The sequence below is a fragment of the Bacillus sp. AFS029637 genome, assembly GCF_002584985.1.
GTDB lineage: Bacteria > Bacillota > Bacilli > Bacillales > Bacillaceae_G > Bacillus_A.
Window position 1 is genome coordinate 17,790 of sequence record NZ_NUPZ01000030.1, and the last position, 21,277, is coordinate 39,066.

The 21,277-nt window shown below is 40.7% G+C and carries 25 protein-coding genes and 1 other annotated feature; all 25 genes read right to left on the bottom strand.

Going from position 1 to position 21,277, the window contains the following annotated elements:
• Window positions 1-18: 18 nt before the first annotated feature.
• Window positions 19-204: a 30S ribosomal protein S14 gene (gene rpsN, locus COE49_RS15880; protein ID WP_001085700.1), complete on the bottom strand. Its 186-nt coding sequence runs from the start codon at window positions 202-204 to the stop codon at window positions 19-21.
• Between the two features lie 33 nt (window positions 205-237).
• Window positions 238-777, bottom strand: coding sequence for a 50S ribosomal protein L5 (gene rplE, locus COE49_RS15885; protein WP_001080829.1), 540 nt, complete (start codon window positions 775-777; stop codon window positions 238-240).
• Window positions 778-803: 26 nt separating this feature from the next.
• Window positions 804-1,115: a 50S ribosomal protein L24 gene (gene rplX / locus COE49_RS15890; RefSeq protein ID WP_000558200.1), complete on the bottom strand. Its 312-nt coding sequence runs from the start codon at window positions 1,113-1,115 to the stop codon at window positions 804-806.
• A gap of 38 nt (window positions 1,116-1,153) precedes the next feature.
• Complete coding sequence (gene rplN, locus COE49_RS15895; RefSeq protein ID WP_000615912.1) at window positions 1,154-1,522, bottom strand: 50S ribosomal protein L14; 369 nt, start codon at window positions 1,520-1,522, stop codon at window positions 1,154-1,156.
• Window positions 1,523-1,565: 43 nt separating this feature from the next.
• The gene (gene rpsQ / locus COE49_RS15900; protein ID WP_000004106.1) at window positions 1,566-1,829 is read right to left on the bottom strand and encodes a 30S ribosomal protein S17; all 264 of its coding nucleotides are present in this window, start codon (window positions 1,827-1,829) and stop codon (window positions 1,566-1,568) included.
• A 20-nt stretch (window positions 1,830-1,849) separates the two neighbouring features.
• Window positions 1,850-2,050 (bottom strand): 50S ribosomal protein L29, encoded by a 201-nt coding sequence (gene rpmC / locus COE49_RS15905; protein ID WP_000855718.1) that lies wholly within the window; start codon window positions 2,048-2,050, stop codon window positions 1,850-1,852.
• A complete protein-coding gene (gene rplP / locus COE49_RS15910; RefSeq protein ID WP_000928969.1) occupies window positions 2,040-2,474 on the bottom strand; it encodes a 50S ribosomal protein L16 in 435 nt (144 codons plus the stop codon). The genes rpmC and rplP overlap by 11 nt, the downstream gene beginning before the upstream one ends.
• Before the next feature lies 1 nt (window position 2,475).
• Window positions 2,476-3,135, bottom strand: coding sequence for a 30S ribosomal protein S3 (rpsC, locus tag COE49_RS15915; protein ID WP_000529956.1), 660 nt, complete (start codon window positions 3,133-3,135; stop codon window positions 2,476-2,478).
• A 3-nt stretch (window positions 3,136-3,138) separates the two neighbouring features.
• Window positions 3,139-3,480: a 50S ribosomal protein L22 gene (gene rplV, locus COE49_RS15920; protein ID WP_001148024.1), complete on the bottom strand. Its 342-nt coding sequence runs from the start codon at window positions 3,478-3,480 to the stop codon at window positions 3,139-3,141.
• 17 nt (window positions 3,481-3,497) lie between these two features.
• Window positions 3,498-3,776 (bottom strand): 30S ribosomal protein S19, encoded by a 279-nt coding sequence (gene rpsS / locus COE49_RS15925; RefSeq protein ID WP_000124454.1) that lies wholly within the window; start codon window positions 3,774-3,776, stop codon window positions 3,498-3,500.
• Window positions 3,777-3,836: 60 nt separating this feature from the next.
• The gene (rplB, locus tag COE49_RS15930; RefSeq protein WP_000511585.1) at window positions 3,837-4,667 is read right to left on the bottom strand and encodes a 50S ribosomal protein L2; all 831 of its coding nucleotides are present in this window, start codon (window positions 4,665-4,667) and stop codon (window positions 3,837-3,839) included.
• Between the two features lie 28 nt (window positions 4,668-4,695).
• Window positions 4,696-4,986, bottom strand: a complete 291-nt coding sequence (gene rplW, locus COE49_RS15935) for a 50S ribosomal protein L23 (RefSeq protein ID WP_001205558.1) — start codon at window positions 4,984-4,986, stop codon at window positions 4,696-4,698.
• Window positions 4,986-5,609, bottom strand: coding sequence for a 50S ribosomal protein L4 (gene rplD, locus COE49_RS15940; protein ID WP_001127258.1), 624 nt, complete (start codon window positions 5,607-5,609; stop codon window positions 4,986-4,988). Before rplD ends, rplW begins: the two co-directional genes overlap by 1 nt.
• Before the next feature lie 25 nt (window positions 5,610-5,634).
• Window positions 5,635-6,267: a 50S ribosomal protein L3 gene (gene rplC / locus COE49_RS15945; RefSeq protein ID WP_000160207.1), complete on the bottom strand. Its 633-nt coding sequence runs from the start codon at window positions 6,265-6,267 to the stop codon at window positions 5,635-5,637.
• A gap of 34 nt (window positions 6,268-6,301) precedes the next feature.
• Window positions 6,302-6,610, bottom strand: coding sequence for a 30S ribosomal protein S10 (gene rpsJ / locus COE49_RS15950; protein WP_001040596.1), 309 nt, complete (start codon window positions 6,608-6,610; stop codon window positions 6,302-6,304).
• Window positions 6,611-7,008: 398 nt separating this feature from the next.
• Window positions 7,009-8,196, bottom strand: coding sequence for an elongation factor Tu (gene tuf, locus COE49_RS15955; RefSeq protein WP_001029614.1), 1,188 nt, complete (start codon window positions 8,194-8,196; stop codon window positions 7,009-7,011).
• Between the two features lie 117 nt (window positions 8,197-8,313).
• Window positions 8,314-10,392 (bottom strand): elongation factor G, encoded by a 2,079-nt coding sequence (gene fusA, locus COE49_RS15960; protein ID WP_088232925.1) that lies wholly within the window; start codon window positions 10,390-10,392, stop codon window positions 8,314-8,316.
• A gap of 208 nt (window positions 10,393-10,600) precedes the next feature.
• Complete coding sequence (gene rpsG / locus COE49_RS15965; RefSeq protein ID WP_001137493.1) at window positions 10,601-11,071, bottom strand: 30S ribosomal protein S7; 471 nt, start codon at window positions 11,069-11,071, stop codon at window positions 10,601-10,603.
• A gap of 29 nt (window positions 11,072-11,100) precedes the next feature.
• Window positions 11,101-11,523 carry a 30S ribosomal protein S12 gene (rpsL, locus tag COE49_RS15970; RefSeq protein WP_001142341.1) on the bottom strand — a complete coding sequence of 141 codons (423 nt, stop codon included), beginning with the start codon at window positions 11,521-11,523 and terminating at the stop codon, window positions 11,101-11,103.
• A gap of 114 nt (window positions 11,524-11,637) precedes the next feature.
• Complete coding sequence (locus COE49_RS15975) at window positions 11,638-11,886, bottom strand: ribosomal L7Ae/L30e/S12e/Gadd45 family protein (RefSeq protein ID WP_088232924.1); 249 nt, start codon at window positions 11,884-11,886, stop codon at window positions 11,638-11,640.
• A gap of 113 nt (window positions 11,887-11,999) precedes the next feature.
• Window positions 12,000-15,611, bottom strand: a complete 3,612-nt coding sequence (gene rpoC / locus COE49_RS15980) for a DNA-directed RNA polymerase subunit beta' (protein WP_088232923.1) — start codon at window positions 15,609-15,611, stop codon at window positions 12,000-12,002.
• A gap of 37 nt (window positions 15,612-15,648) precedes the next feature.
• Window positions 15,649-19,182, bottom strand: coding sequence for a DNA-directed RNA polymerase subunit beta (gene rpoB / locus COE49_RS15985; protein WP_088232922.1), 3,534 nt, complete (start codon window positions 19,180-19,182; stop codon window positions 15,649-15,651).
• Between the two features lie 291 nt (window positions 19,183-19,473).
• Window positions 19,474-20,073, bottom strand: a complete 600-nt coding sequence (locus COE49_RS15990) for a class I SAM-dependent methyltransferase (protein WP_088232921.1) — start codon at window positions 20,071-20,073, stop codon at window positions 19,474-19,476.
• A 76-nt stretch (window positions 20,074-20,149) separates the two neighbouring features.
• Window positions 20,150-20,509 (bottom strand): 50S ribosomal protein L7/L12, encoded by a 360-nt coding sequence (gene rplL, locus COE49_RS15995; protein ID WP_000159736.1) that lies wholly within the window; start codon window positions 20,507-20,509, stop codon window positions 20,150-20,152.
• 67 nt (window positions 20,510-20,576) lie between these two features.
• Window positions 20,577-21,077, bottom strand: coding sequence for a 50S ribosomal protein L10 (gene rplJ, locus COE49_RS16000; RefSeq protein WP_000048718.1), 501 nt, complete (start codon window positions 21,075-21,077; stop codon window positions 20,577-20,579).
• Window positions 21,078-21,116: 39 nt separating this feature from the next.
• Window positions 21,117-21,260, bottom strand: a sequence feature (ribosomal protein L10 leader region).
• Window positions 21,261-21,277: the final 17 nt, after the last annotated feature.

The window sequence follows — 21,277 nt, forward strand, 5'->3', positions numbered from 1 at the left end:
CCTTCCCATTTGTGGGTTTTACCAACTAGCTTTTTTAACACCAGGAATTTGACCTTTATATGCAAGTTCACGGAAACAAATACGGCAAAGTTTAAATTTGCGGTATACAGAATGCGGACGACCGCAGCGTTCGCAACGTGTATACTCTTGTACTTTAAACTTAGGAGTACGCTTTTGTTTCGCTATCATAGATTTTTTAGCCACGTTTTCGCCTCCTCTACTTAGCGTTGGCTTCCATTATTTTTGGAATGGCATACCGAATTGTGTTAAAAGTTCACGAGCTTCTTCATCAGTTTTCGCTGTAGTAACGATTACGATGTCCATACCGCGGACTTTGCTTACTTTATCATAGTCGATCTCAGGGAAAATAAGTTGCTCTTTAACACCTAATGTGTAGTTTCCACGACCATCGAATGATTTCTTAGAAACACCACGGAAATCACGTACACGTGGTAAAGAAACTGATACTAATTTGTCGAAGAACTCATACATTTGCTCGCCGCGTAAAGTTACTTTCGCACCGATTGGCATACCTTCACGAAGACGGAAACCAGCGATTGATTTTTTAGCACGAGTTACAACAGGTTTTTGACCTGCGATTTGTGTTAATTCTTCTACTGCATTGTCTAAAGCTTTTGAGTTAGATACCGCGTCACCAACACCAGTGTTGATTACGATCTTTTCGATTTTCGGTACTTCCATCACAGATTTATAGTTAAACTTGCTCACTAGAGCAGGAGTAATTTCCTTTTGGAACTTCTCTTTAAGGCGATTCAATGAAGTGACCTCCTTTCTTAAGAAAATTATTTATCTAATAATTCACCAGATTTTTTTGCAATACGAACTTTTTTACCATCTTCTACTTTGAAGCCTACACGAGTAGGTTCACCTGTTTTCGGATCTAAAATCATAACGTTAGAAACGTGAATAGGTGCTTCTTTAGTAATAATTCCACCTTGTGGATTTAATTGAGATGGCTTAGAGTGCTTCTTAACGATGTTGACACCCTCAACGATAACACGGTTTTGCTTTGGGAAAGCCACAAGGATAACGCCTTGTTTTCCTTTGTCTTTACCAGTGATTACCTGTACTTTATCACCTTTTTTTACATGCATCTTAATTCTGCACCTCCTTAGCAAGGCAATACCTTAAATTATAGAACTTCTGGAGCTAAAGAAACGATCTTCATGAAGTTGCTATCACGTAATTCACGAGCTACTGGTCCGAAGATACGAGTACCACGTGGGCTCTTATCGTCTTTAATGATAACCGCTGCGTTTTCATCAAATTTGATATAAGAACCGTCCGGACGACGAGCTCCGCTCTTCGTACGTACTACTACTGCTTTAACAACGTCACCTTTTTTAACAACGCCACCTGGTGTTGCTTGTTTTACCGTAGCAACGATAATATCACCAATGTTAGCATATTTACGACCAGAGCCGCCTAATACTTTAATTGTTAAAAGTTCACGTGCACCAGAGTTGTCAGCAACTTTCAAACGAGATTCTTGTTGGATCATGTTATGAAACCTCCCTTCGGACTAAAAATTCCGATTCGTCTATTTAGATAATAACCGCTTCTTCAACGATTTCAACTAAACGGAAACGCTTAGTAGCAGAAAGCGGGCGAGTTTCCATGATTTTAACGATATCGCCAAGTTTCGCTTGGTTTTGCTCATCATGGGCTTTGTACTTCTTAGAATACTTAACACGTTTTCCGTACAAGGAATGAGTTTTGTAAGTTTCAACTAAAACTGTAATCGTTTTGTCCATTTTGTCAGACACTACACGACCAGTATAAACTTTGCGTTGGTTACGTTCGCTCACTATGCAAACCTCCCCTCAATTTATCGATTAATTCCGATCTCTCTTTCACGAACTACAGTTTTCATACGAGCAATTGCTTTACGCACTTCACGAATGCGAGTTGGATTCTCTAATTGTCCTGTAGCAAGTTGGAAGCGAAGATTAAACAACTCTTCCTTTAAAGCTTTAACTTTTGTTTCGATTTCGGCAGTGGTTAATTCACGAATATCATTAGTTTTCATTAGATTCACCACCATTTTCTTCACGTTTTACGAATTTACATTTCACAGGTAACTTGTGAGCTGCAAGACGTAATGCTTCGCGTGCTACCTCTTCAGATACACCCGCGATTTCGAACATAATTTTCCCAGGTTTTACTACTGCTACCCAGCCTTCTGGTGCCCCTTTACCGGAACCCATACGTACTTCTAGAGGTTTTGCAGTGTAAGGTTTAGAAGGGAAAATTTTAATCCATACTTTACCGCCACGTTTCATGTAACGAGTCATTGCACGACGAGCAGCTTCGATTTGACGGTTTGTAATCCATGAAGCAGCTTGTGCTTGTAAACCGAATTCACCGAAAGCAATTTCAGTTCCACCTTTAGCACGACCACGCATTTTACCACGATGCTCTCTACGATATTTTACGCGTTTTGGCATTAACATATTATTTTCCTCCTTCCTCAGAAGCTTTCTTTTTTGTAGGAAGGACTTCTCCACGGTAGATCCATACTTTTACGCCTAATTTACCGTATGTTGTATCAGCTTCAACTGCTGCATAGTCAATATCAGCGCGAAGTGTATGAAGTGGAACAGTTCCTTCACTGTAAGATTCTGCACGAGCGATATCAGCTCCGCCAAGACGACCAGAAACCTGTGTTTTAATACCTTTAGCACCTGCACGCATAGCACGTTGAATAACTTGCTTTTGTGCACGACGGAATGATACACGGTTTTCTAATTGACGAGCGATGTTTTCGCCTACTAATTTAGCGTTAAGATCAGCTCTCTTAACTTCTAAAATGTTGATGTGTACACGCTTGCCTGTTAATTGGTTAAGAGCTTTACGAAGTGCTTCAACTTCAGTACCACCTTTACCAATTACCATACCAGGTTTTGCAGTGTGAATTGTAACATTTACACGATTTGCTGCACGTTCGATTTCTACTTTAGCAACAGCAGAATCTTTTAAGCGTACATTAATGTACTCACGGATTTTGATGTCTTCATGTAATAATGTAGCGTAATCTTTCTCAGCGAACCAACGAGATTCCCAATCACGAATAACGCCGACACGAAGACCAATTGGATTAACCTTTTGACCCATCGATTATCCCTCCTTCTTTTCTGATACCACAACTGTGATGTGGCTTGTGCGTTTGTTAATTTGGCTTGCACGACCCATTGCACGTGGACGGAAACGTTTTAACGTTGGACCTTCGTCAACGAAAACTTTTTCAACAACTAAGTTGTTAATATCCATCTCATAATTGTGCTCTGCATTTGCGATTGCAGATTTTAAAACTTTTTCTACAACTGGAGAAGCAGTTTTCGGTGTGTGGTTAAGGATAGCAATCGCTTCACCCACTTGCTTACCTCGGATTAAGTCTACTACTAAACGAACTTTACGAGGAGCAATACGAACTGTTCTCGCTACTGCTTTAGCTTGCATTGAAGTGCCTCCTCTCATTATCTTCTAGTTTTCTTATCGTCAGCAAGGTGACCTTTATACGTACGAGTTGGTGCGAATTCACCTAACTTATGGCCAACCATATCCTCAGTGATGTACACAGGTACGTGTTTACGACCATCATATACAGCGATTGTGTGTCCGATGAACTGAGGGAAGATTGTTGAACGGCGAGACCAAGTTTTAACAACTTGTTTTTGCTCAGATGCAACTAATTTTTCCATTTTGCTCATTAAGTGATCATCGACAAATGGTCCTTTTTTTAAGCTACGAGCCATTTTGGTGCCTCCCTTCGTGATTGGCGTACGGTTCTAGAAATGAACCGTACTACAATCCCATTATTTTTTACGACGACGAACGATAAATTTGTCAGACGCTTTGTTTTTCTTACGAGTCTTGAATCCAAGAGTTGGTTTACCCCATGGAGACATTGGAGACTTACGTCCGATTGGAGAACGTCCTTCACCACCACCGTGTGGGTGATCAACCGGGTTCATTACAGAACCACGAACTGTTGGGCGTTTACCTAACCAGCGAGAGCGACCTGCTTTACCGATTTTGATAAGTTCGTGTTGTTCGTTACCTACTTGACCGATTGAAGCGCGACAAGCAGATAATACAAGACGTACTTCACCAGAAGTTAAACGTACAAGTACGTATTTACCTTCTTTACCAAGTACTTGAGCAGATGTACCAGCAGAACGAACTAATTGTCCGCCACGACCAGGCTTAAGCTCGATGTTATGAACAACAGTACCTACTGGAATGTTGATTAATGGTAATGCGTTACCGACTTTGATGTCAGCCTCTGGGCCAGACATAACTTCCATACCTACTTCTAAAGTTTTAGGAGCAAGAATGTAACGTTTTTCACCGTCAACGTAGTTAATTAATGCGATATTCGCAGAGCGGTTTGGATCGTATTCGATCGTAGCAACGCGTCCTGGAATTCCATCTTTGTTACGCTTAAAGTCGATGATACGGTATTGACGCTTATGTCCGCCACCTTGATGACGTACAGTAATTTTACCTTGGTTATTACGACCAGCCTTCTTGCTTAAAGGAGCAAGTAATGACTTTTCGGGTCTGTCAGTCGTGATTTCAGCGAAATCATTCGTAGTCATGTTACGACGACCGTTAGTAGTTGGATTATACTTTTTAATTCCCATCTCAATTTCCCTCCTTCTTTAGTAAGAATTAAACGCCTTGGAAGATTTCGATTTCTTTGCTGTCAGCAGTTAGCTTAACGATTGCTTTACGACGACGGCTAGTAAAACCAGCGTGACGACCAACGCGTTTTGCTTTCGGCTTGTAGTTCATGATGTTCACTTTTTCTACTTTAACACCAAAGATCGCTTCAAGAGCATCTTTAACTTCTGTTTTATTAGATTTAACGTCCACATCGAACGTGTATTTTTTTTCAGCCATCATTTCCATAGAACGTTCAGTGATAACTGGGCGCTTAATGATATCACGAGGATCTCTCATTATGCAAGCACCTCCTCTACTTTTTCCACTGCCGCTTTTGTCATGATTAGCTTATCATGATGAAGCACGTCTAAAACGTTTACGCCATCAGCAGTGATTACTGTTACTCCAGGGATATTGCGAGCAGATAACTCTACAGATTCGTTTGCATCAGCAGTTACGATAAGAGCTTTCTTCTCAACAGTTAATCCTTTAAGTACTGCTAGCATATCTTTTGTTTTTGGTGCATTTAACACTAGGTCTTCAAGAACTACAATGTTGTTCTCAACTACTTTAGTAGCTAATGCAGATTTGATTGCTAAACGACGAACTTTCTTAGGAAGTTTGTACGCATAGCTTCTTGGTGTAGGTCCGAATACCGTACCACCACCACGCCATTGAGGAGAGCGGATAGACCCTTGACGAGCACGTCCAGTTCCTTTTTGACGCCATGGTTTACGACCACCACCGCGAACTTCAGAGCGAGTTTTTACTTTGTGTGTACCTTGACGTAAAGATGCACGTTGCATCATTACAGCTTCGAAAAGTACAGCTTCATTTGGTTCGATACCGAAAATAGCTTCAGCTAATTCGATTTCACCAACCTGTGAACCAGTTTGGTTATATACAGTAACTTTTGGCATTGGAATTCCTCCTTCCTATTGTGAATTATTTGCTAACCTTCACAGCGCCTTGAACAACTACAAGAGATTTCTTAGCACCTGGAACGTTACCTTTTACTAATAATAAGTTGCGCTCAGTGTCAACTTGAACGATTTCTAAGTTTTGGATAGTAACTTGGTCTCCACCCATACGTCCAGCAAGTTTTTTGCCTTTGAATACACGGTTCGGAGCAACTGGGCCCATTGAACCTGGACGACGGTGATAGCGAGAACCATGAGACATAGGTCCGCGAGATTGTCCGTGGCGTTTGATAACACCTTGGAAACCTTTACCTTTAGAAATTCCTGTTACATCAACGATTTCACCTGTAGCGAATACGTCAACTTTTACCTCTTGACCAACCTCTAATCCGTCCACGTCTGCATCGCGGATTTCGCGAATGAAGCGCTTAGGAGTTGTAGATGCTTTAGCAGTGTGGCCTTGTTCAGGTTTGTTAGTTAACTTTTCACGTTTATCTTCAAATCCTAACTGAATTGCGTTGTAGCCATCAGTTTCAGTTGTTTTCTTTTGAAGAACAACGTTTGGATTAGCAGCGATAACTGTTACTGGGATTAACTCACCGTTCTCAGCAAATACTTGAGTCATACCGATCTTTCTTCCTAAGATTCCTTTGGTCATGAGTTACACCTCCTACATTTTTAAGTTATATAAATTATAGTTTGATTTCGATATCTACACCAGATGGTAAGTCTAAACGCATTAATGAATCTACTGTTTGTGGAGTAGGACTCACGATGTCGATTAGACGTTTGTGCGTGCGCATTTCGAATTGCTCACGAGAATCTTTGTACTTATGAACAGCACGAAGAATTGTGTAAACAGTTTTCTCAGTTGGTAATGGGATCGGACCAGAAACTGTTGCCCCAGAACGCTTAGCTGTTTCTACAATTTTCTCAGCTGACTGATCAAGAATACGGTGATCGTAAGCTTTTAAACGGATACGAATTTTTTCTTTTGCCATTATTTTCCCTCCTTCGTTCGCCTATTTCTAAAATAGACCTTCTCCATGGAAATTTCCCCACACCATGCCATGGCAAAGCGGCCGGGTGTGTCAGCAACCTTCCACTTCATCGCAGTCAAAGACCAACATTGTCTATTATACAATGTTATTCGTCTAGATGCAAGCATCTTTTTGTTTGCATCTGCTTTTCTCTACTTTTGCTATTATACATGGCACTTTAAAGAATTTCAAGTTTTCATCTACTAGAATTCTTTTTACAGTTTCTGGGTTTTGTTTTATTGATTTTATATACTATAGAAGAAACTCGCCAAAACGAAAAAATGTTATCTTGTTTCTTATATAAACACAAACAAAAAACCCAAGGGAAAATCCCTTGGGTTTTTTTATATCAGTTAAGATTACTCAACGATAGTAGCAACTACACCGTAACCTACTGTACGTCCACCTTCACGAATAGAGAATTTAGTTCCCTCTTCGATAGCGATTGGAGCGATAAGTTCGATAGTCATTTCGATGTTGTCACCAGGCATTACCATTTCAGTACCTTCTGGTAATTGGATGATACCAGTTACGTCAGTTGTACGGAAGTAGAACTGAGGACGGTAGTTAGCGAAGAATGGAGTGTGACGTCCACCTTCTTCTTTAGATAATACGAAAACTTCAGCTTTGAATTTAGCGTGAGCTTTTACAGAACCGCTTTTTGCAAGTACTTGTCCACGTTGGATGTCTTCACGAGCAACCCCACGAAGTAAAGCACCGATGTTGTCTCCAGCTTGAGCTTGGTCAAGAAGTTTACGGAACATCTCTACACCAGTTACAGTTGTAGAAGCATTTTCTTCAGCAAGACCGATGATTTCTACTACGTCACCAACTTTAACGATACCGCGCTCAACACGACCAGTAGCAACTGTACCACGACCTGTGATAGAGAATACATCCTCTACAGGCATTAAGAATGGTTTGTCAGTTTCACGTTCTGGAGTTGGGATGTAAGCATCAACTTCAGCCATTAATTCAATGATTTTTGCTTCCCAATCAGCTTCTCCTTGAAGAGCTTTAAGAGCAGAACCTTTGATTACAGGAATGTCGTCGCCTGGGAATCCGTATTCAGATAATAGGTCGCGAACTTCCATTTCTACTAATTCTAATAATTCTTCGTCGTCTACCATGTCGCATTTGTTTAAGAATACAACGATGTAAGGTACACCTACTTGACGAGAAAGAAGGATGTGCTCACGAGTTTGAGGCATTGGGCCATCTGCAGCAGATACTACTAAGATACCGCCGTCCATTTGAGCAGCACCAGTGATCATGTTTTTAACATAGTCAGCGTGACCTGGGCAGTCAACGTGTGCATAGTGACGAGTTTCAGTTTCGTACTCAACGTGTGCAGTTGAGATTGTGATACCGCGCTCTCTTTCTTCTGGAGCAGCATCGATTTGATCGTATCCGCGTGCTTCAGCACCACCAGCTTTTGCAAGAACTGTAGTGATCGCAGCAGTTAATGTAGTTTTACCATGGTCAACGTGGCCGATTGTACCGATGTTAACATGGGGTTTAGAACGTTCGAATTTAGCTTTAGCCATTCTAAATTCCTCCTTAGTTTATATAGGTTATTTTATATTTAGACTAGAAAGTGAAACTTGCGTCCCACTTTCTAAGCTTACATAAGTAGTTATACTCGAACAATCGATAAAAATCAATTATTCACCTTTATTTTTTTTGATAATTTCTTCAGAAACAGACTTTGGTACTTCTTCATAGTGGTCAAACACCATAGAGAATGTTCCGCGTCCTTGAGTGTTAGAACGTAATGACGTTGCATAACCGAACATTTCAGAAAGTGGAACCATAGCGCGAACAACTTGTGCGTTACCGCGAGCTTCCATACCTTCTACACGTCCACGACGAGATGTTACGTCACCCATAATGTCTCCCATGTACTCTTCAGGAATTACAACTTCAACTTTCATCATTGGCTCAAGAATTACTGGGCTACATTTAGAAACCGCAGCTTTAAGTGCCATAGATGCAGCGATTTTGAACGCCATCTCAGATGAATCGACATCATGGTAAGATCCGTCAACTAATGCAGCTTTAATGTCAACTAGTGGATAACCAGCTAGTACACCATTTTTAAGTGCATCTTCAAGACCTGCTCCAACAGCTGGGATGTATTCACGAGGAACTACACCACCGACGATCTTGTTTTCGAATTCGAATCCTTTACCTTCTTCGTTAGGTTCAAACTCAATCCAAACGTGACCGAATTGTCCACGTCCACCAGATTGACGAGCGAACTTACCTTCAACTTTCGCAGCAGCGCGGAAAGTCTCACGGTATGCTACCTGAGGAGCACCAACGTTTGCTTCAACTTTGAATTCACGGCGCATACGGTCAACGATGATATCAAGGTGAAGTTCACCCATACCAGCGATGATTGTTTGGCCAGTTTCTTGGTCAGTGTGAGCACGGAATGTTGGATCTTCTTCAGAAAGCTTAGATAATGCTGTACCCATTTTATCTTGGTCAGCTTTAGATTTTGGTTCGATAGCTACAGAGATAACTGGCTCTGGGAATTCCATAGACTCAAGGATAACAAGGCTCTTCTCGTCACAAAGAGTATCACCAGTAGTAGTATCTTTTAAACCTACAGCAGCAGCGATATCACCAGCGTAAACTGTTGAAATCTCTTCACGGCTGTTAGCGTGCATTTGTAGGATACGACCTACACGCTCACGCTTACCTTTAGTTGAGTTTTTCACGTATGATCCAGAGTTTAACACACCAGAGTACACACGGAAGAACGTTAACTTACCAACATAAGGGTCAGTCATGATTTTGAATGCTAAAGCTGCGAATGGTTCTTCATCGCTAGACTTACGTTCTACCACTTCATCTGTATCCGGAAGAGTACCTTTGATAGCAGGTACGTCTAATGGAGATGGTAGGTAGTCGATAACTGCGTCTAACAGAATTTGAACACCTTTATTTTTGAATGCAGAACCACAGATTACTGGGAAGAATTCTACAGAAGTTGTAGCCTTACGGATACCAGCTTTAAGCTCTTCTACAGTGATTTCTTCACCTTCTAGGTACTTCATCATCATTTCTTCATCAAGCTCAGCTACCGCTTCAATAAGCTTTCCACGGTATTCTTCAGCTAGTTCTTTGTGCTCTTCAGGAATTTCAACACGTTGAATGTCTGTTCCTAAATCGTTACCGTACATGTAAGCACATTCTTCAACAAGGTCAATGATACCATTGAACTCATCTTCAGCACCGATTGGTAACTGAATTGGGTGTGCGTTTGCTTGTAAACGATCGTGGATTGTTCCTACAGAGTATAAGAAATCTGCACCGATTTTATCCATTTTGTTAACGAATACGATACGAGGTACGCCGTAAGTAGTAGCCTGACGCCAAACAGTTTCTGTTTGTGGTTCTACACCAGATTGCGCATCAAGTACTGCTACCGCGCCATCAAGTACGCGTAAAGAACGTTCTACTTCTACTGTGAAGTCTACGTGTCCTGGAGTGTCAATGATGTTTACACGGTGACCTTTCCATTGTGCTGTAGTTGCAGCAGAAGTAATTGTGATACCACGCTCTTGCTCTTGCTCCATCCAGTCCATCTGAGATGCACCTTCGTGAGTTTCACCGATTTTATGAATACGTCCTGTGTAATACAGAATACGCTCAGTTGCTGTTGTTTTACCAGCATCGATGTGAGCCATGATACCAATATTACGAGTGTTTTCTAAAGAGAACTCTCTTCCCATTTGGTGTCTTGCTCCTTCCATATATGGATTGGATTTTTTTATTTTAAGTAGCAAAAAAGCCACTTTATATTGTTACACATGTCAGTATGTCCAGTACTCTCATTATGTAAAACGAGCGCCCAACGAAAGGGAGAGGCATTCTCCCTCTCCACACTTCCATAAGCGACAAATAAAGCGGTTTATGCTTACATTTATTTTACGTTGAATCCTACCAACGGTAATGAGCAAATGCTTTGTTAGCTTCTGCCATTTTATGAGTGTCTTCACGTTTCTTAACTGATGCACCAGCGTTGTTAGCTGCATCTAAGATTTCGTTAGCAAGACGCTCTTCCATAGTTTTTTCACCACGAAGACGAGCGTAGTTTACTAACCAACGAAGACCTAAAGTTGTACGGCGTTCTGGACGAACCTCAACTGGAACTTGGTAGTTAGCACCACCAACACGACGAGCGCGTACTTCAAGAACAGGCATAATGTTCTTAAGAGCTTGCTCGAATACTTCCATTGGCTCTTTACCAGTACGTTCGCTTACGATATCGAACGCATTATAAAGAATTGTTTGAGATTTACCTTTTTTACCGTCAACCATCATTTTGTTGATAAGGCGTGTTACTAGCTTCGAATTGTACATTGGATCTGGTAACACGTCACGTTTCGCAACAGGTCCTTTACGAGGCATATTGAGTTCCTCCTTTCATTTTAAAGTTATTATTTTTTAGCAGGTTTTGGTCTCTTAGTACCATATTTAGAACGTCCTTGCATACGTTTGTCAACACCAGCTGTGTCAAGCGCACCACGAACGATGTGGTAACGTACCCCCGGTAAATCCTTTACACGACCACCGCGAATTAATACTACGCTATGCTCTTGTAGGTTATGACCGATACCTGGGATGTAAGCTGTAACCTCGATACCGTTTGTTAAACGTACACGAGCGTATTTACGTAACGCTGAGTTAGGTTTCTTTGGAGTCATTGTACCAACACGAGTACATACACCACGTTTTTGAGGTGCAGAGATATCAGTTGATTTTTTCTTTAAAGAGTTGAACCCTTTGTTTAACGCAGGTGATTTAGATTTCCATACTTTATCAGTACGACCATTTCTCACTAATTGGTTAATAGTAGGCATTTGATTATCCTCCCTTCGCATGTTTGTATGACCACATATCCAGGTGGTTCATTATTAGTTGAAAACAAAGTTTTTGCAAGGGAGAGCAAATGCTCTCTCCTCACAAAAACAGTTTTAACTTATTATTCCTATTGCTGAAGCTCCCACTTGAATCCCCGAAACTTTTCCAAGTTTACGAACTGATTCAACTTTTGTTATAGGTATGTTATGTTGCAATGCATTACGAATGATAACATTGGTTAACCGCATATCAGCATCTTCTGCGATGACAACTTCTTTAACTATACCGTTTTTGATTGCCTCCAATGTACGTTTATGACCAACGACTACATTTTCAGCATTTGACACTTTTTGATAAGACATATAAATATCCTCCAAAGCATCGTTCAGGAGCAACCTTGCTTATAGTAACATTTTGACTCATACAATGTCAACTAGGATTAACTGTTTTTATACAAAATTTACGACGGAAAATTTTACTGTTCCACATAAACTTCATCGTTTTCTACATTCATGTCATCTTGCGTTGTTTTTACAAGATCCACTTTGCGATAACGATTCATACCTGTTCCAGCAGGAACAAGTTTACCGATAATAACATTTTCTTTCAATCCTAGAAGTTCATCGCGTTTACCTTTAATTGCTGCATCAGTTAAGACACGAGTTGTTTCTTGGAACGATGCTGCAGATAAGAATGAATCTGTTTCAAGTGAAGCTTTTGTAATACCAAGTAGAACAGGTCTAGCTGTTGCTGGTTGTTTACCTTGCAGTAACACCTTCGCATTCGCATCAGTAAACTGATGGATATCTAGTAACGTTCCTGGTAATACATCTGTTTCACCTGCATCACTTACACGAACTTTACGTAGCATTTGACGTACCATTACTTCTACGTGTTTGTCACCAATTTCTACCCCTTGCATACGGTATACTTTTTGAACTTCACGTAATAAGTATTCTTGAACTGCTGTAATGTCCGTTACTTTTAGTAATTCTTTCGGATCAATAGAACCTTCTGTTAACTCTTTACCGTGGCTAATTGGCTGTCCTAGAGTTACTTTCAAACGAGCACCGTAAGGAATAGCATACGTACGAGCTTCTACTTCACCCTGTACAACTACTTCTTGGCGATCTTTAACATCGTTGATCGCTGCGATAACACCGTCGATTTCACTGATAACTGCCTGACCTTTCGGATTACGAGCTTCGAAGATCTCTTGGATACGAGGTAAACCTTGAGTGATATCATCTCCGGCAACCCCACCTGTATGGAACGTACGCATCGTTAACTGTGTACCTGGCTCACCGATAGATTGAGCTGCGATAATACCTACCGCTTCTCCTACTTCTACGTCTGTACCAGTTGCTAAGTTACGACCGTAACACTTCTTACATACACCATGGCGAGTGTTACACGTAAACGCTGAACGAATGTTTACAGTTTCAACACCCGAATTTTCAACGATATGAGCGATATCTTCAGTAATTAATTGATTTTCACCAACTAATACTTCACCTGTTTCAGGATGTTTTACAGTTTTTCTTGCAAAACGTCCAACAAGACGATCATATAAAGACTCAATAACTTCATTACCCTCTTTAATCGCACCAATTAGTAAACCACGATCTGTTCCACAATCGTCTTCACGAACGATTACATCTTGTGCAACGTCAACTAGACGACGTGTTAAGTAACCAGAATCGGCAGTTTTAAGTGCTGTATCGGCAAGACCTTTACGCGCACCATGCGTAGAGATGAAGTACTCAAGTACTGTTAAACCTTCACGGAAACTTGATTTGATCGGAAGTTCGATAATACGACCAGATGGATTGGCCATCAGACCACGCATACCAGCAAGCTGAGTAAAGTTCGATGCGTTACCACGGGCACCGGAATCACTCATCATGAAGATCGGGTTGCGTTTATTCAAGGACTTCATCAGTTTTCCTTGGATAACATCTTTTGCATTACTCCAAATAGAGATAACGCGATCGTAACGTTCTTCTTCCGTGATTAAACCGCGACGGAATTGTTTAATTACATTATCTACTTTTGCTTGTGCTTCGTGGAGAATTTCATCTTTTTCACCTAATACAAGAATGTCAGATACCCCAACTGTAATACCAGCTTTTGTAGAGTACTTAAATCCTAGGTTTTTCATACGGTCAAGCATGCGAGATGTTTCTGTAATTTGGAAACGTTTGAACACTTCCGCAATGATGTTTCCAAGGATCTTCTTGCTAAATGGTGCCACTTCTTCGCGACTAGCAATAATCTCTTTAATGTTCGCACCTTTTTCAACGAAGTATTTCGCTGGTGTTTCTTTTTCAAGGTTTGAGTTTGTTGGTTCGTTAATATAAGGGAACGACTCTGGTAAGATTTCGTTAAATATTAATTTACCAACTGTTGTTAATAGAAGCATACCTTTTTGCTCTTCAGTAAATGTTGCATTGTTTACTGCGCTTGCAGCAACTGCAACACGTGTGTGCAGATGTACATATCCATTTTGATATGCAAGTAATGCTTCATTTGCATCTTTGAAGACCATACCTTCACCGATTGCACCTTCACGCTCAAGTGTTAAGTAGTAGTTACCTAATACCATATCCTGAGATGGAGTAACAACTGGTTTTCCGTCTTTTGGATTCAAGATGTTTTGTGCCGCTAACATAAGAAGACGAGCTTCTGCTTGCGCTTCTGATGATAATGGAACGTGAACCGCCATTTGGTCACCGTCAAAGTCAGCGTTGTATGCAGTACATACAAGTGGGTGAAGACGGATTGCGCGACCTTCTACTAATGTAGGTTCAAACGCCTGGATACCAAGACGGTGAAGTGTTGGTGCGCGGTTTAGAAGTACTGGATGCTCTTTGATCACAGATTCTAAAACGTCCCAAACTTCAGGTTGTACACGCTCGATTTTACGTTTCGCACTCTTAATATTGTGTGCTAATCCTTTTTCAACTAACTCTTTCATAACGAAAGGTTTGAACAGTTCAAGCGCCATTTCTTTCGGTAATCCACATTGATACATCTTTAAGTTCGGTCCTACAACGATTACAGAACGGCCAGAGTAGTCAACACGTTTACCTAATAAGTTTTGACGGAAACGTCCTTGTTTACCTTTAAGCATGTGAGATAGTGATTTTAATGGACGGTTACCTGGTCCAGTTACTGGACGGCCACGACGACCATTATCGATTAATGCGTCTACAGCTTCTTGTAACATACGTTTTTCGTTTTGAACGATGATGCTTGGTGCACCTAAGTCCAATAGACGTTTTAAACGGTTGTTACGGTTAATTACACGACGGTATAAGTCGTTTAAGTCAGAAGTAGCAAAACGTCCACCATCTAACTGTACCATTGGGCGTAGTTCTGGTGGGATAACTGGTAGAACATCTAAGATCATCCAAGATGGTTCATTTCCAGAGTTACGGAATGCTTCTAATACTTCTAGACGTTTAATAGCACGAGTACGGCGTTGTCCTTGTGCTGTTTTTAATTCTTCTTTTAAGAAGTCTACTTCTTTATCTAAATCGATATCTTGTAGTAGCTTTTTAATCGCTTCTGCACCCATAGCAGCTTGGAATGTGCTACCATATCGATCACGATATGCACGGTATTCTTTTTCAGAAAGTAATTGCTTCTTATCAAGTGGTGTATCTCCACTTTCTGTTACAACATAAGAAGCGAAATAAATTACTTCTTCAAGCGCGCGAGGGGACATGTCTAAGACAAGTCCCATGCGGCTCGGGATACCTTTGAAATACCAAATATGAGATACAGGAGCAGCTAATTCGATATGACCCATACGTTCACGACGTACTTTTGCACGCGTTACTTCAACGCCACATCGATCACAAACTACACCTTTATAACGTACACGTTTGTATTTTCCGCAATGACATTCCCAGTCCTTTTGTGGTCCGAAAATACGTTCACAGAACAAGCCATCTTTTTCAGGCTTTAACGTACGATAGTTAATAGTTTCTGGTTTCTTAACTTCACCGTATGACCAAGAACGAATCTTGTCAGGTGAAGCAAGTCCAATCTTCATATATTCAAAGTTATTTACATCTATCAAGGGGCCTACCTCCCTTTTAGTCTACAGGTTATCCCAATTATTCCTTAGTTGTCTCCACTTCGACATTCAATTTATCTGCTGATTGATGATCATCGTCATCTTCCGTATCACGCATTTCAATTTCTGTATCGTCGCTAGACATCATTTTAACGTCCATACCTAAACTTTGCAGCTCTTTAATCAATACTTTGAATGATTCAGGAACGCCTGGTTCTGGAACATTTTCGCCTTTAACAATTGCTTCATACGTCTTAACACGTCCAACAACATCATCAGACTTCACTGTTAAGATTTCTTGAAGAGTATAAGCAGCACCGTAAGCTTCAAGTGCCCAAACCTCCATCTCACCGAAACGCTGTCCACCGAACTGAGCTTTACCTCCAAGAGGCTGCTGCGTTACAAGTGAGTATGGTCCAGTAGAACGAGCATGAAGTTTATCGTCAACCATGTGCGCAAGTTTGATCATATACATGACACCAACAGATACGCGGTTATCGAATGGTTCACCAGTACGTCCGTCATACAGGATTGTTTTCGCGTCGTTTGCCATACCAGCTTCTTCAATCGTGCCCCAAACATCTTCCTCACGAGCACCATCGAATACTGGTGTTGCAATGTGAATACCAAGGTATCTCGCTGCCATACCAAGATGAAGCTCTAATACCTGACCGATATTCATACGAGATGGTACCCCTAATGGGTTTAACATGATATCGATTGGCGTACCATCTGGTAAGTAAGGCATATCTTCTTCTGGTAAAATACGAGAGATAACACCTTTGTTACCGTGACGTCCGGCCATTTTGTCACCTTCAGAAATTTTACGTTTTTGAACGATATATGCACGTACAAGTTGATTCACTCCTGGTGGCAATTCATCGCCATCTTCACGGTTGAATACTTTTACGTCTAAGATAATACCGCCACCACCGTGTGGTACACGTAGTGATGTATCACGTACTTCACGTGCTTTTTCTCCAAAGATAGCATGTAATAGACGTTCTTCAGCTGTTAATTCTGTTACACCTTTAGGTGTTACTTTACCAACAAGTAAATCTCCATCTTTTACTTCCGCACCAACGCGAATGATACCGCGCTCGTCAAGGTTGCGCAATGCATCTTCCCCAACGTTTGGAATGTCACGTGTAATTTCTTCTGGTCCAAGCTTCGTATCACGAGCTTCTGACTCATATTCTTCAATATGAATAGAAGTGTACACATCATCTTTTACAAGGCGCTCACTCATAATGATCGCATCCTCGTAGTTATAACCGTCCCAAGTCATGAAGCCAACAAGCACGTTACGTCCAAGTGCTAGTTCGCCCAGTTCCATAGAAGGACCATCCGCAAGGATTTCACCTTTTACAACTTCGTTTCCAACACTTACGATTGGACGTTGGTTGTAACAAGTTCCTTGGTTAGAACGAATGAATTTCTGCATTTTGTAGCGATCTAAGTCGCCTTTTACTGTTTGACCGTCAACTTCTACATAGCGACGTACCCAAACTTCACGTGCTTCTACGCGTTCAACAACACCAGGGTGTTTACAGATTACTGCAGCACCTGAGTCTTTTGCTGATACGTACTCCATACCAGTACCTACAATCGGAGATTCCGGATTCATTAACGGAACCGCCTGACGTTGCATGTTCGCTCCCATAAGTGCGCGGTTAGAGTCATCGTTTTCTAAGAACGGAATACAAGCTGTCGCTGCCGACACTACTTGTTTTGGAGATACATCCATGTAGTCGATGCGTTCTTTATTTGTGACAATGTTTTCACCACGGAAACGAGCTACGATATCTTCATCAAGGAATTCTCCTTCTTCAGATAGTTTCATATTCGCTTGGGCTACAACATAATTATCTTCTTCATCTGCTGTTAAGTAATCAACATGCCCTGTTACAAGACCAGTTTCTGGATCAACACGGCGGTATGGTGTTTCAATGAAACCAAACTCATTTACTTTCGCGAACGAAGATAATGAGTTAATCAAACCGATGTTTGGTCCCTCTGGTGTTTCAATCGGACACATACGACCATAGTGAGAGTAGTGAACGTCACGCACTTCAAAGCCTGCGCGCTCACGCGTTAAACCACCAGGTCCTAATGCAGATAGTCTTCGTTTGTGAGTTAACTCTGCTAATGGGTTTGTTTGGTCCATGAACTGAGATAACTGAGAACTTCCGAAGAACTCTTTAATAGATGCAATAACAGGACGAATATTAATTAATGCCTGTGGTGTAATTGCATTTGTATCTTGGATCGACATTCTCTCACGAACAACACGTTCCATACGAGAAAGACCGATACGGAATTGATTTTGTAATAATTCTCCAACAGAACGCAGACGACGGTTTCCTAAGTGGTCGATATCATCTGTATCCCCTACTTTGTATAGTAGGTTGAAGAAGTAACTGATAGAAGCAAGGATATCACCTGGTGTGATATGTTTAATATCACGAGTAATATTTGCGTTACCAATTACATTAATTACGCGTTCGCCTTCTGACTCAGGAGCATAAATCTTAATGGATTGCAGCTCAACATCGCCTTCTACCACTCCACCCATTGGTTTCGCTGTTTTGAATCCAATGTTTTTCTCTAAGTAAGGTAAAATGCGATCAAGTGTACGACGATCTAAGATTGTTCCTTCTGCCGCTAAAATTTCACCAGTTTCTGGATCCACTAACGTTTCAGCTAAACGTTGATTAAACAATCTGTTTTTAATGTGTAACTTTTTGTTGATCTTATAGCGACCTACATTTGCTAAATCGTAGCGCTTTGGATCGAAGAAACGAGACACAAGTAAGCTCTTAGCATTTTCTACTGTTGGTGGTTCACCAGGGCGTAGACGCTCATAAATTTCAAGCAATGCTTTTTCTGTGCTATCTGTGTTGTCTTTTTCTAATGTGTTGCTTAAGTATTCGTTATCACCTAAAAGCTCGGTGATTTCTTGATCAGAGCCAAACCCTAATGCGCGTAACAAAACAGTTACAGGAAGTTTACGCGTACGGTCAATACGCACATATACAACATCCTTAGCATCTGTCTCATACTCTAACCAAGCTCCGCGGTTTGGAATTACAGTAGCAGTAAAACCACGTTTTCCGTTTTTATCCACTTTGCCACTATAGTATACGCTTGGAGAGCGAACTAACTGGGAAACGATAACACGTTCTGCACCGTTAATTACGAATGTTCCAGTCTCTGTCATGAGTGGGAAATCTCCCATGAACACATCTTGTTCTTTTACTTCACCAGTTTCCTTGTTGATTAGACGCACTTTTACACGAAGTGGTGCTGCATACGTCACATCACGCTCTTTGCATTCGTCTACAGAGTATTTAGGTTCACCTAAGCTGTAGTCGATAAATTCAAGCGATAGATTTCCCGTAAAGTCTTCAATCGGAGAAATGTCTTGGAACATTTCTCGCAAACCCTCATCAAGAAACCACTGATAAGAAGAGGTTTGAATTTCGATAAGATTTGGTAACTCTAATACTTCACTAATACGGGCATAACTTCTTCGTTGGCGGTGGCGTCCGTATTGAACTAGTTGACCTGTCAACTGCTTCACCCCTCAAATCATGAGTATTATAAATGCACAAAAAAATTTGTGCAAAATCACAAATAAATACAACTACTGCTATTCGCGTAGTCTTTTTCTCTTAAAGATAAATACGTTGAGTCTTTCTACCTGCTCAAAAAAGAAAAATGGCTTCTATAAGAAAACCATCATTCTGTTTCATAATCTGCTGATTTTACTATCTTTTCCAAGAGAAACAAAAATATACATTTTTCTCAACGCAGAAAATCATATATTGGCATTGTATAATGTTAACATAGCCAAAAATAACCGTCAACGTTTTTTTGATTTTATGATATAATATCCTTTTTTCTTTTCTACAACTTCAACTTCAGAAAACACTTCTTCTAGTTTCTTCAGCGCAGATGGTGCACCTTGCTTCTTTTGAATAACAATCCACAGCTCTCCACCTGGAACTAAATACTCCACAGCTTTTTCTAAAATTTCATGCACGATATCTTTCCCTGCACGAATTGGAGGATTAGATAGAATGGCAGCATACTCGCCATCTACATTTTCATAGACGCTACTTTGAAAAATACGTATATTCTCGATTTTGTTATTAGCGGCATTTTCTTTTGCAAGCCCAAGCGCCCTTTCATTCACATCCACCATGTGAACGTTACGACCTTGAAACTCTTTCGCTAACGACAAACCAATAGGACCGTATCCGCAACCTACGTCTAATATATCACCTTTAATATCCGGCATTTGAAACGCTTCAATTAAAAGACGAGAACCAAAGTCCACCTCGTTTTTCGAAAACACCCCATGGTCAGATAAAAAAGTAAATCGAGATCCACGAAGGGTAAATTCCCATCGTTTACGATCACTTTTACTAGAAGGGTCGTTAGAAAAATAATGGTCTGCCATATGGCCACCTCTTTTCTTTACAGTTAAAAAAAAAGCTCGCATGAGAGCGAGCTTTTTTTAAAGCATCAAAAGTTAATTACTTAACTTCTACAGCAGCGCCAACTTCTTCAAGTTTAGCTTTGATTTCTTCAGCTTCTTCTTTAGCAGCAGCTTCTTTGATTACTTTTGGAGTGTTGTCAACTAATTCTTTAGCTTCTTTTAAGCCAAGACCAGTGATTTCACGAACAACTTTGATAACTTTGATTTTTTGTGCACCAGCGCTAGTTAGTTCCACATCAAATTCAGTTTTCTCAGCAGCAGCTTCTCCAGCGCCACCAGCAACAGCTACAGGAGCAGCAGCAGTTACGCCGAATTCTTCCTCGATAGCTTTTACTAAGTCGTTAAGTTCTAATACAGTCATAGATTTAACTGCTTCAATGATTTGTTCTTTAGTCATTGTAAATATCCTCCCTTAAATAGGTTTGTATTGTTTTATAGATAACAAGTAATTATCTTTTAAAAAATTAAGCGCCTTGCTCTTCCTTTTGTTCTGCAACTGCTTTAGTAGCAAGTGCAAGATTACGGATTGGAGCTTGAAGAACGCTAAGAAGCATAGAAAGTAAGCCTTCACGTGATGGAAGAGTAGCGATAGCTTTAACCTCATCAAGTGTTACAAGTTTACCTTCGATTACGCCCGCTTTAATTTCTAAAGCTTCATGCTTTGTAGCGAAGTCGTTTAATACTTTCGCAGGAGCAACTACATCCTCGTTACTGAACGCGATTGCGTTTGGTCCTGTTAAGAATTCGTTTAACTCAGCCATTTCAGCAGACTCTGCAGCACGACGAGTTAAAGAGTTTTTGTAAACTTTGAACTCAACGCCAGCTTCACGTAATTGCTTACGTAATTCTGTTGCTTCAGAAACTGTTAAACCACGGTAGTCAACAACGATTGTAGATTTACTAGCGCGAAGTTTGTCCGCGATTTCAGTCACAACTTGTTGTTTAGTTTCGATTACTTTGCTCATGTTATTACACCTCCTGTAGATTATATAGAAGATGTACCGAAAGTGCACTAAAAACCTCCATGCCCAACTTGTAGACATGGAGGCATATAGTCACAGAAAAAAATTCCGTTTCGTATATTAACACCTAGGTAGGAAATTAAGTCTATTGACACCTACTGTCTACGGTACACTATTTAAATTCACAACATAAATGATTATAT

Bases quoted from the DNA above. Each gene is read 5' to 3' on its own strand.
- tuf (WP_001029614.1), bottom strand. From the start codon at position 8,196: ATGGCTAAAGCTAAATTCGAACGTTCTAAACCCCATGTTAACATCGGT.
- rpmC (WP_000855718.1), bottom strand. From the start codon at position 2,050: ATGAAAACTAATGATATTCGTGAATTAACCACTGCCGAAATCGAAACA.
- rpsG (WP_001137493.1), bottom strand. From the start codon at position 11,071: ATGCCTCGTAAAGGACCTGTTGCGAAACGTGACGTGTTACCAGATCCA.
- rplX (WP_000558200.1), bottom strand. From the start codon at position 1,115: ATGCATGTAAAAAAAGGTGATAAAGTACAGGTAATCACTGGTAAAGAC.
- COE49_RS15990 (WP_088232921.1), bottom strand. From the start codon at position 20,073: ATGGCAGACCATTATTTTTCTAACGACCCTTCTAGTAAAAGTGATCGT.
- rpsC (WP_000529956.1), bottom strand. From the start codon at position 3,135: ATGGGTCAAAAGGTTAATCCAATTGGTCTTCGTGTCGGCGTTATTCGT.
- fusA (WP_088232925.1), bottom strand. From the start codon at position 10,392: ATGGGAAGAGAGTTCTCTTTAGAAAACACTCGTAATATTGGTATCATG.
- rplC (WP_000160207.1), bottom strand. From the start codon at position 6,267: ATGACCAAAGGAATCTTAGGAAGAAAGATCGGTATGACTCAAGTATTT.
- rplV (WP_001148024.1), bottom strand. From the start codon at position 3,480: ATGCAAGCTAAAGCAGTAGCGAGAACAGTTCGTATTGCTCCTCGTAAA.
- rplL (WP_000159736.1), bottom strand. From the start codon at position 20,509: ATGACTAAAGAACAAATCATTGAAGCAGTTAAATCTATGACTGTATTA.
- rpsL (WP_001142341.1), bottom strand. From the start codon at position 11,523: ATGCCTACTATTAACCAATTAGTGAGAAATGGTCGTACTGATAAAGTA.
- rpsJ (WP_001040596.1), bottom strand. From the start codon at position 6,610: ATGGCAAAAGAAAAAATTCGTATCCGTTTAAAAGCTTACGATCACCGT.
- rplW (WP_001205558.1), bottom strand. From the start codon at position 4,986: ATGAGAGATCCTCGTGATATCATTAAGCGCCCAGTTATCACTGAACGT.
- rplB (WP_000511585.1), bottom strand. From the start codon at position 4,667: ATGGGAATTAAAAAGTATAATCCAACTACTAACGGTCGTCGTAACATG.
- rplD (WP_001127258.1), bottom strand. From the start codon at position 5,609: ATGCCAAAAGTTACTGTATATAACCAAACTGGTTCACAGGTTGGTGAA.
- rpsS (WP_000124454.1), bottom strand. From the start codon at position 3,776: ATGGCTCGTAGCTTAAAAAAAGGACCATTTGTCGATGATCACTTAATG.
- COE49_RS15975 (WP_088232924.1), bottom strand. From the start codon at position 11,886: ATGTCTTATCAAAAAGTGTCAAATGCTGAAAATGTAGTCGTTGGTCAT.
- rplJ (WP_000048718.1), bottom strand. From the start codon at position 21,077: ATGAGCAAAGTAATCGAAACTAAACAACAAGTTGTGACTGAAATCGCG.
- rplN (WP_000615912.1), bottom strand. From the start codon at position 1,522: ATGATCCAACAAGAATCTCGTTTGAAAGTTGCTGACAACTCTGGTGCA.
- rplP (WP_000928969.1), bottom strand. From the start codon at position 2,474: ATGTTAATGCCAAAACGCGTAAAATATCGTAGAGAGCATCGTGGTAAA.